At 40.0% G+C, this 315-nt stretch carries 1 protein-coding gene; it reads left to right on the forward strand.

Translation table 11 applies throughout. The features are described 5' to 3' along the window. Positions 1-293 (forward strand): FG-GAP-like repeat-containing protein (locus H5092_RS20480; protein WP_220492587.1); only part of this gene is annotated, 293 nt, incomplete at its 5' end. Positions 294-315: the final 22 nt, after the last annotated feature.

A 315-nucleotide genomic window follows, 5' to 3' on the forward strand; every position in this document is an offset into this window, starting at 1 on the left:
TAATGGAGCTGGGTGACTTAAACAGCGATGGCATAAACGAAGTTGCTTTATTGGGTATAAATATTAACTCAGGCAAATACCAGCTAGTAATAAAAGATGGACGTGCAACCACAGAATATGGACGTTTAACACTAGAGGGTAACTTCGCTGATTTAACCATAAGCTCATACGATGCAAACAGCGATGGGCAGGCTGACATTATTGTTAACGGTGTTGATGCTGGAACATTAAGCCGCAGCAGTATTATTTACAGTGGCGAGGGTTTAGGATTGCTAAGCACAACCATTCACTAAGCTGATATTTAAATAGGTAAAA

This window comes from Pseudoalteromonas sp. SR41-7 (genome assembly GCF_014163935.1).
Classification (GTDB): domain Bacteria; phylum Pseudomonadota; class Gammaproteobacteria; order Enterobacterales; family Alteromonadaceae; genus Pseudoalteromonas; species Pseudoalteromonas distincta.